General features: G+C 31.8%; 2 protein-coding genes and 6 pseudogenes. 5 read left to right on the top strand and 3 right to left on the bottom strand.

All coding sequences use genetic code 11. The annotated features are described in order from the left end of the window. Positions 1-144: 144 nt before the first annotated feature. Positions 145-1753: pseudogene (gene pafA / locus ACZZ95_RS28175) on the top strand (alkaline phosphatase PafA). Between the two features lie 128 nt (positions 1754-1881). Here pafA and ald read toward each other — a convergent pair. Next, positions 1882-3000: pseudogene (gene ald / locus ACZZ95_RS28170) on the bottom strand (alanine dehydrogenase). A 200-nt stretch (positions 3001-3200) separates the two neighbouring features. Here ald and ACZZ95_RS28165 point away from each other — a divergent pair. After that, positions 3201-3659, top strand: a complete 459-nt coding sequence (locus tag ACZZ95_RS28165; protein ID WP_053474073.1) for an Lrp/AsnC family transcriptional regulator — start codon at positions 3201-3203, stop codon at positions 3657-3659. Between the two features lie 61 nt (positions 3660-3720). On the opposite strand, the pseudogene ACZZ95_RS28160 reads toward ACZZ95_RS28165, so the two are convergent. Continuing rightward, positions 3721-5170 (bottom strand): annotated as a pseudogene (locus ACZZ95_RS28160) (glyceraldehyde-3-phosphate dehydrogenase). Positions 5171-5428: 258 nt separating this feature from the next. Continuing rightward, positions 5429-6830 (bottom strand): annotated as a pseudogene (locus ACZZ95_RS28155) (trypsin-like peptidase domain-containing protein). Between the two features lie 158 nt (positions 6831-6988). On the opposite strand from ACZZ95_RS28155, the pseudogene dapF reads away from it, so the two are divergent. From dapF to mltG, 3 genes and pseudogenes are all read left to right on the top strand, one after another. Continuing rightward, a pseudogene (dapF, locus tag ACZZ95_RS28150) lies at positions 6989-7772 on the top strand (diaminopimelate epimerase). A gap of 84 nt (positions 7773-7856) precedes the next feature. Next, positions 7857-8390 (top strand): GNAT family N-acetyltransferase, encoded by a 534-nt coding sequence (locus tag ACZZ95_RS28145; protein ID WP_463471599.1) that lies wholly within the window; start codon positions 7857-7859, stop codon positions 8388-8390. Positions 8391-8400: 10 nt separating this feature from the next. Then, a pseudogene (gene mltG, locus ACZZ95_RS28140) lies at positions 8401-9442 on the top strand (endolytic transglycosylase MltG). Positions 9443-9780 lie beyond the last annotated feature (338 nt).

Below are 9780 nucleotides of genomic sequence, written 5' to 3'. Positions count from 1 at the left end.
CTATTTTCCTAAATAGCCTTTATTAAAAACGGATACTGTTAAATTATAGTCAATTGTGTGTTCTTCTACATTGATAGTTTAGAAGTTTTGAATTTGAATGAGTATTTTTGTGTTCAAATTATTATTTAAACATGAGAAAAAAGTATTTTACTGTTGGCTCTTTTTGTTATCACAAATTTAAGTGCACAACAACGTCCTAAATTAGTTGTAGGTATAGTAGTTGATCAAATGAAAATGGAATATTTATATCGTTTTTCAGATGATTTTTCCCCAAACGGTTTTAAGAAGTTAATGAATAATGGATATGTTTTTCAAAATATGCATTATAATTACATGCCAACATATACTGCGCCAGGACATGCTTCGATTTATACAGGAACTACCCCAGCTACACACGGAATTGTTGGTAACGAATGGTTCAGCAGAACTCTTGGTAAAGAAATGTATTGTACGGATGATGCTGGTGTGAAAACTATTGGAGATGGAACCGCAGAAGAAGGAGCAATGTCTCCTAAAAATCTTCAAAGTACTACAATTACTGATGAAGTCAGAATGGCGACAAATTTCGCTGGAAAAGTAATCGGAATGAGTCTTAAAGATCGTGGTGCAATTTTACCAGCGGGTCATTTTGCAAATTGGGCATTTTGGTACAGCAAAACAGGTTCATTCATTTCTAGTACTTTTTACGGAGAAAAATTACCAGGATGGGTATCTGAATTCAATAATGAGAAAAATTATCTAACATATATCAATAAAGGCTGGGATTTATACAAACCAGCTTCAGTATATAATGAAAGTCTTCCAGATAATAATCCTTATGAAGGCAAATTATACGGAAGTGCTCGCACCTGTTTTTCCATATGATTTAAAATCTATGTATGAGAAAAATGATGCAGGAATTATTCGTGCAACTCCTTATGGAAACGATCTTTTAGCAGACTTTGCAAAAAGAGCAATAGAAAAAGAAGAACTAGGAAAAGATAATATTACAGATTTCTTAACAGTTAGTTTTTCATCTACTGACTATGTTGGACACCTTCTTGGACCAAGATCAATGGAGCTTCAAGATACTTACTTAAGACTAGATCAAACTATTGCTGATTTCTTAGCGTACTTAGATAAAACTGTTGGTAAAGGTAATTATTTATTATTCTTAACTGCAGATCACGCAGGAGCAGAGAATGTAATTTACTTAAAAGACCGTAAATACAATGTAGACAACTATCCGTCAAAAGAAGTAAAGAAAAGCATGCAGGACTTCTCAGTAAAAACTTTTGGAGTAGATTTAGTTTTAAACTATTCAAACTTTAATGTTTTTCTTAATAAGCAAATCATTAAAGATAAAGGTTTAGAATTAGCAAAAGTTAAAAAAGCTTTTAAAGACTTTTTAATGACGCGACCACAAGTTAAAAAGGTTTATACAGAAGAAGAAATTTTGGCTAATGGTGGTAACGACTATTCACTTAATTTTGTAGCTAAAGGATATGATGTTACACAAAACGGTGATTTAGTTATCGTTGATAAACCGGGTGATATTGAATACAGTACTACTGGAACATCTCACGGAACAATTTATAGTTATGATACTCATGTACCGGCTATTTTTTATGGATGGCATATTAAAAAAGGAGAGTCTTATGATAAAAAAGCGATTACTGAAATTGCGCCAACAATAGCTCAGAAAATTAAAGTTACTTTCCCTAATGGAACTGAAGCAAAAGTATTGCAGGAAATTTTAGATGAAAAGAAATAGTCTCTAATATATCAGTTTTTAAAACCTGTCTTTTAAAGGCAGGTTTTTTTATGCCATAAAAAAAGGCTTTTCAATTAAGAAAAGCCTTTATAATAGTGACTTAGTAAGCACTTATTTAAGTAGTAGCACTATGCGTTTGCTAATACTATTTCTTCGTTAAAAGGAAGATTCCAAGCTTCAGCAACTCCTTTGTAAAGGATTTTTCCGTTAGCAACATTTAATCCTTTTTTCAATTCTTCATTTTCAGCACATGCTTTTTCCCATCCTTTGTTAGCTAATTGTACAGCATAAGGTAAAGTTGCATTTGTTAAAGCCAATGTAGATGTGTAAGGAACAGCACCTGGCATATTAGCTACACAATAGTGAACAATATCATCTATAATGAAAGTTGGGTTTTCGTGAGTTGTAGGAGTACAAGTTTCGATACATCCACCTTGGTCAACTGCAACGTCAACAACAACTGCTCCCGGACGCATTAATTTCAACATATCACGAGTAATTAAGTGTGGTGCTTTTGCTCCTGGAATTAAAACTGCTCCAACAACTAAGTCAGCATCTTTAATTGCTCTAGTGATGTTATAATGGTTAGACATTTCTGTGTTTACATTTGCTGGCATAATGTCATCTAACTGACGTAAACGAGGTAAGCTTAAATCCATGATAGTAACTTGAGCTCCTAAACCTGTCGCCATTTTTGTTGCTTAGGTTCCTACGATTCCTCCACCTAAAACTAAAACCTTTGCTGGTGGAACTCCTGGAACACCTCCTAAAAGAATTCCTCTTCCTTTTAATGGTTTTTCAAGATATTTTGCTCCTTGTTGAATTGCCATACGACCTGCAACTTCTGACATTGGAACTAATAAAGGTAAACTGCGGTCTGTTTTTTCAACAGTTTCGTAAGCTAAACAAACTGCACCCTTTTCGAGCATTGCATGAGTTAACTCTTCTGATGAAGCAAAGTGGAAGTAAGTAAATAATAATTGATCTTTCTTAATCAATGGATATTCAGAAGCAATTGGCTCTTTAACTTTAATAATCATTTCTGCAATTGCATAAACTTCTTCAATAGTTGGTAAAACTACTGCTCCAGCTTGTGCATATTCATCATCGCTAAAACCACTTCCTAAACCAGCATTAGATTGAACATATACTGTATGTCCGTGTTTTTTCATTTCTGAAACACCAGCAGGAGTCAAAGCAACTCTGTTTTCGTTATTTTTTATTTCTTTTGGAACACCTATTATCATGTTGTTATATTTTTTTGTTTTTATTGAAATTGTTTTACAAAGCTACAGAGAGCGAATAAATTATGGTTTAATGAATGTTAAATAAGAAAATATTATTTTATTTTTTACTTTTACAGAAAAATATTCTTTTTTTGATCTGATTTTATTCATCAAAAAGAAAAAAAGACTAAAAAGTATGAATCTAATAAAACGTTTTCGTTATGGCTTTAGATGAAATTGACAAAAAAATCTTACGTCTTCTGCAGGAAGATGCACATTACACTTTAAAAGACATCGCAAATAAAATAAACCTGTCTTTAACTCCAGTTCATGATAGAGTGAAACGTCTTGAGAAAGACGGGATTATAGAAAAATATGTGACTATTTTAGATAAGAAAAAACTCGGAAATAATCTCACGGTTTATTGTCAAGTAACATTGACAAAACAAACCTATGATACTTCTGAAGGGTTTAATCAATCGATTTTGAATTTACCAGAAGTTGTTGAGTGTAATTATGTATCTGGAAATTTCGATTACATGCTTAAAATTATAATTCCAGATATGGAAAGTTACCATCATTTTCATCAAAAAAAATTATCTGTTTTACCTGAAGTTTCTTTGATCAATACTGTTTTTGTGATTTCAGAAGTAAAAAGTACTACAGTTTTACCTATTTAATGAAATGAAAAAACCACCAAGAAATCTTGATGGTTTTAGCAAAATAGTTAGTTTGGTCGAATTAATAATAAGTATAACGTCTTACTTTGGCAATATATTTTGCTAAACGAATAACTTGATGACTATATCCGTATTCGTTATCATACCATATATATAAGACTATGTTTTTTCCATCTTTTGATACAATCGTTGCATTACTGTCATAAATGGAAGGAGCCGAAGTTCCAACAATGTCAGATGATACTAGTTCATTGTTTAAAGAATATTTAATTTGCTCTACCAATTCTCCTTCAAGAGCATATTTCTTCATGATTTTATTAATGCCGGCAATCGAAGTTGCCTTTTTAACTTCTAAATTCAAAACTACTAGAGAACCATTTGGAACTGGAACTCGAATTGCATTTGAAGTTAATTTTCCTTCTAATAATGGAAGTGCTTTTGCAACGGCATTTCCTGCGCCCGTCTCTGTAATCACCATGTTTAAAGCATTGCTTCTTCCACGACGGTATTTTTTGTGCATATTATCAACCAGATTTTGATCGTTTGTGTATGCGTGAATGGTTTCTAAATGGCCTTTTGTAACACCTAATGTATCTTCAATAACTTTCAAAATTGGTGTAATAGCATTTGTTGTGCATGAAGCAGCAGAAAATATGGCAATTTCATCGGGGTTGTATTCGTTTTGATTGACCCCGTAAACAATATTTGGAACCCCTTTTCCTGGAGCTGTTAATAGCACTTTTTCTATTCCATTAGATTTTAAATGCCTTTTTAAAGCTTCTTCTGTAGTAAAAGCTCCGGTATTGTCTATAAGTAATGCATCATTTATTTCGTAATGCGTATAATCGATTTCTTCGGGAGAATTTGCTGTTATGATATGAACAGTAGTTCCATTAATGATTAAAGCATTGTTTTTTGGATCGGCAATTACAGATCCGTGAAAATCTCCATGAATAGAATCATAGCGAAGTAAAGAAGCACGCTTTTCTAAACTAGACACATCATTTTTGTCTCGAGTTACAATTGCTCTTAAACGTAATTGATTTCCCTTTCCAGTTTTAGACATTAATTCTCTCGCTAATAAACGCCCAATTCTTCCAAAGCCATAAAGTACAACATCTTTAGGTTGAATCTCTTTAGATGATTTTGCTTTCTTCAATTTATCCATAACAAAATATCTTGCATCTGGATATTTTTCATCTTCTAAACGATATTCGTAAGTTAATTTTCCAAGATCTATTTTAGATGGCGGAAGATCTAACGACAAAACGACTTTTGCGATTTCTACAGAATCAAAGATTGTGATTGGTTTTCCAACAAATTCACCTGCATATTGATGAAGGTTGATAATGTCGCTGACATTTTTATCGAGCAGACTGGTTTTTAAATAAAACCATTTCTATCGATTTGTCATACCATAAATCACTTATGATTTTAATTAATTCGACACCAGCTCTTCTTCGGTCGACTTGTAATGATACCTCTTTTTGGTACAATGATTTGTTGTTCATAATTTACTTTAATTGAAATAATAAAACGCTCACTTATTTTATAATTTGGCGCAAAAGTATCTATTTCAATCGATTTCGTAAACTATTTAGGCATTTATTTTTGAAAATAAAAAAGCCATCTTAATTTTTTTAAGATGGCTTTTTTTAGTTCTCAGTCGCAATTCCAATTTTCAGTTTGAACTGAGACTGTCAATGAATACTGTGACTGAATACTGTGACTGAATACTGTGACTGAATACTGTGACTGAATAATTGGACTTAAATAATGATTCTAAAAATTTCTCCGTTTTTATTGATCATTTCAATTCGAACACTTTGTCCTTCATCTTTTTTACTTAAAAGTTTTGAAACGGTTTCAACGTTTGTTGCTTTTACATTATCAATGCTTAAGATAATATTTCCTTGCAATTCATTTTGGTATTGCATTAAATTTTCATTGGTAATATTTTTAATTTTTACACCATAATCAATTCTGAATTTTTTCTTGTCTGTCGCATCGATATTTTCTAACTCGATTCCTTTAAATTCAGCGCTGTAAAATTCATTTTTACTCAAAGTTACAGGAACCGTTTTAGTTTTTCCGTCTTTAACATAAGTTACTTTCACTACATCATTTGGACGTTTGGTATTAATATAACCTGATAAATCTGCATAAGTAGAAATATTTTGTTCATCCAATTTTATAATAATATCACCTTTACCCAAACCTGCTTTTTCTGCACCAGAATTTTTAGTAACTCTATTAATATAAAATCCTTGGGTTTCTGTAATTCCTAATTCTTTGGAAGCAGTGCTGTTCAATTCCCCTCCTTCAACTCCTAAAATTCCTCTTTGGACATTTCCAAATTCCATAATATCCTCGATAATTTTGCGAGCAATATTAGAAGGAACGGCAAAAGAATAACCCACATAAGAACCAGTCATGGATGAAATCATCGTATTAATACCAATTAATTCTCCTCTGGTATTGACTAACGCACCACCACTATTTCCTGGATTTACGGCAAGCATCGGTTTGAATAAATGACTGAATTCCGCTTTGATCTAAATTTCTGGCTTTCGCCGAAACAATTCCGGCTGTTACAGTAGAAGTTAAGTTATACGGATTTCCAACTGCCAATACCCATTCGCCAACTTTTACGCTGTCAGAATTTGCAAAAGCGGTGTAAGGAAGTTTTACATCTGCATCTATTTTTAAAAGCGCGATATCCATTTTAGAATCGGTACCAATTAACTTCGCTTTATACGATTTTTTATTGTTTAAAGTAATTTCAATTTCTGTAGCATCTTTAATTACGTGATTATTGGTAACAATATATCCGTCTTCAGAAATAATTACACCAGAACCAGTTCCTACTTGTTCTTGTTGCCGCTGTCCGCCATAACCATAGAAAAACTCAAGCATTGGGTTGCTTACAGTTCTTCTCGAAACATTTTTTACGTGAACAACGGTATGGATAGTTTTGTCTGCGACTTCGGTAAAATCGACTGTTTCAGCCGCTAAACCAACATTTTTTCCAAATGAATTGGGGGCAAGAGTAACAACAGAATTTCCTTTTCCAAAAAAAGAATTGTTGCTTTCAAATAATAACTTGTAAGCACCAAGAGTAATAGCGCCACTCAATAAAGACACTAAAAATAAGGCTGAAAATCTTTTCATATTAGAATTTGTAATTAAGTTATTAGAATTTATGTTCATGTTATTTAACGTAAAATTACTTCAAAAAATTATTTGTAAAAACGGTTTAACTCTCTTTAACAATGATTAACATTTCATTAATTAATAGTTCGTACTTTTGTACTTCTAATGACTAAAAAATGCAAATAGAATTTTATAAATATCAAGGAACTGGGAACGATTTTGTAATGATTGATAATCGTTCAAACTTCTTTCCAAAAGAAGATGTTAAACTTATTGAACGCTTGTGCGACAGACGTTTCGGAATTGGAGCAGACGGATTAATTCTGCTGGAAAATGACACTGAAACCGATTTTAGAATGGTCTACTATAATTCAGACGGAAATCAAAGTTCAATGTGTGGAAACGGCGTACCGCTGTCTGGTTGCTTTTGCCAATCAATTGGGAGTAATTGATGATAAAACTACATTTATTGCTACTGACGGATTACACCATGCTTCTGTTAATGATGATTCAATTATTTCCTTGCAAATGATTGATGTTAATGAAATACAGAAAAAAGATTCTTATACGTTCTTAAACACTGGATCGCCTCACCATGTTCAAATTGTAGATGATTTGGAACATTATAATGTAAAAGAAAATGGCGCCGCAATTCGTTATGGAGAATTGTATGGAGAAAAAGGCAGTAATATCAATTTTGTAAAAAAAGTAGATAATGATACTTTTTCTTTGAGAACGTATGAAAGAGGTGTTGAAGACGAAACATTAGCATGTGGAACTGGAGCGACTGCAGTCGCAATCGCCATGAATGCAATTGGTGAAACAGATAAATCAGCCATCAATTTGAATGTTGAAGGAGGAAAACTAGTTGTTTCTTTTGATAAAGAAAATGATCAGTTTACAAATGTTTTTTTAACTGGACCTGCAAAATTTGTTTTTAAAGGAACAATAGAAATTTAAGAGTTAAATCCCAAAATTTTGAATCCCAAATACCAATCGAGATTCTAAAATCTAAAATCTAAAATCTAAAATCTAAAATTGTAAATGATAACACTAAAAGGCGATTCGATTTATCTGCGTGCACTAGAACCTGAAGATTTAGAGTTTATCTATGCTGTAGAAAATGATCAGAATATATGGGAAGTGAGCAACACACAAACCCCTTATAGTCGTTTTTTAATTAAACAATATTTAGAAAATGCCCACCAAGATATTTATGAAGCAAAACAGCTTAGGTTGGTGATTTGTCAAGACGATGATTTTCCAGCCGTCGGATTAATTGATTTATTTGATTTTGATCCTAGAAATAATAGGGCGGGAATTGGTATTGTTATTCAAAAAAACGAAAATAAAGGACAGAATATTGGTTCTGAGGCTTTAGAGCTTTTGATAAAGTATGCTTTTTATAATTTAAATCTTCATCAATTATACGCAAATATAGGTGTAGAAAATGCGACAAGTATCGCACTTTTTACTAAATTTGGTTTTGAGAAAATTGGAATAAAGAAAGATTGGATTCTGCATCATAACCACTATCAAGATGAAGCAGTTTTTCAACTAATTAATAAACAAATTTAAATTTTAAGCTTTGACTCTAAAAAAAATTATCACAATAAGCGCCGTAGCCGTAATTTCAGTTTTAATGATTTATGGTTTTATTTTAATCAGTAAAATTTTTAGTTCTAATACTAAGTTTGAAGAAAAAGAATTATATGTTTATGTACCGACAGACGCTAGTTACGCCGATGTAAAAAAGATATTAACGCCTTACATCAAAAATTTCGACAATTTTGAAATGGTTGCCGAAAAAAGAGATTATCCGCAAAATGTAAAATCTGGACGCTTTCTTTTAAAGAAAGATATGAATAATATTGATTTAGTTAGAGCAATGCGTTCTAATATTCCAGTTAAATTGGTATTTAATAATCAAGAACGTTTAGAAAATTTTGCAGGAAGAATTGGTGCCGAAATAGAAGCAGACAGTTTATCATTATTAAAAGCGATAAAAGATTCTACTTTCATGGCGGCAAACGGTTTCAACGAAGAAAATGTTTTTGCTATGTTTATTCCGAACACCTATGAAATCTATTGGAATACTTCTGCAGAGAAGTTTCGTGACAAAATGATTAAGGAGTACAATAATTTCTGGACAGCAGAAAGAATTGAAAAAGCAAAAAAACAAGGATTAACTCCTGTTCAAGCGACTATTTTAGCTTCAATCGTACATAAAGAATCAGTTAAAAAGGATGAAAGACCGCGTATTGCTGGGGTTTATTTAAATCGTCTTCGTTTAGAAATGCCATTGCAGGCAGATCCAACTGTTATTTATTCTTTGAAGTTAAGAGACAATAATTTTGATCAAGTAATTAAAAGAGTTTTTTATAATGATTTGGTAATGAAATCGCCATATAATACTTATGTAAATAAAGGACTTCCGCCAGGGCCAATTGCGATGCCTGATATTACAGCTTTAGAGGCAGTTTTAAACCCGGAAAAGAACGATTATATCTATTTCTGTGCAAGTGTAGAGCGTTTTGGATACCATGAATTTGCAAGCAACATTGGCAGAACATAATGTAAATGCAAAAAAATATTCTGACTGGATCGCTAGTCAAGGAGTTACAAGATAATTTATTTTTAAAAAGAGAAAGAACCGAAGTCATTTGCTTCGGTTTTTTTTATGTCTAATTTTAATTGAAAATGAATTTCCTGTCGAAAAATTATTGAATTATTATTTTGAGTGTTTTTTGACTATTCTTAATGAAAAAATAAACATTTTTTAATGGTAAATTTTATAAAATTCAAAAAGTACTTTTCAAGATTTGCATAAAAATGAGTGATTTTTTGTAATCTATTTCTTTCTTTTTAGTGTATTTTCCTTAAAATTAATATAAAATTTGATTTTTTTTGCTCCTAAATTTCAATTTTTGAAGGTAAAAAAGGAGACTCAAAATCTTTTGGAATCCAT

It is taken from the genome of Flavobacterium sp. AC267 (assembly GCF_979258715.1).
Note: the sequence above shows the minus strand (reverse complement) of the source record. Positions and strands in the feature narration are given on the sequence as shown.

Coding starts and splice junctions, on each gene's coding strand:
- ACZZ95_RS28165 (WP_053474073.1), top strand. CDS start 3,201: ATGGCTTTAGATGAAATTGACAAAAAAATCTTACGTCTTCTGCAGGAA.
- ACZZ95_RS28145 (WP_463471599.1), top strand. CDS start 7,857: ATGATAACACTAAAAGGCGATTCGATTTATCTGCGTGCACTAGAACCT.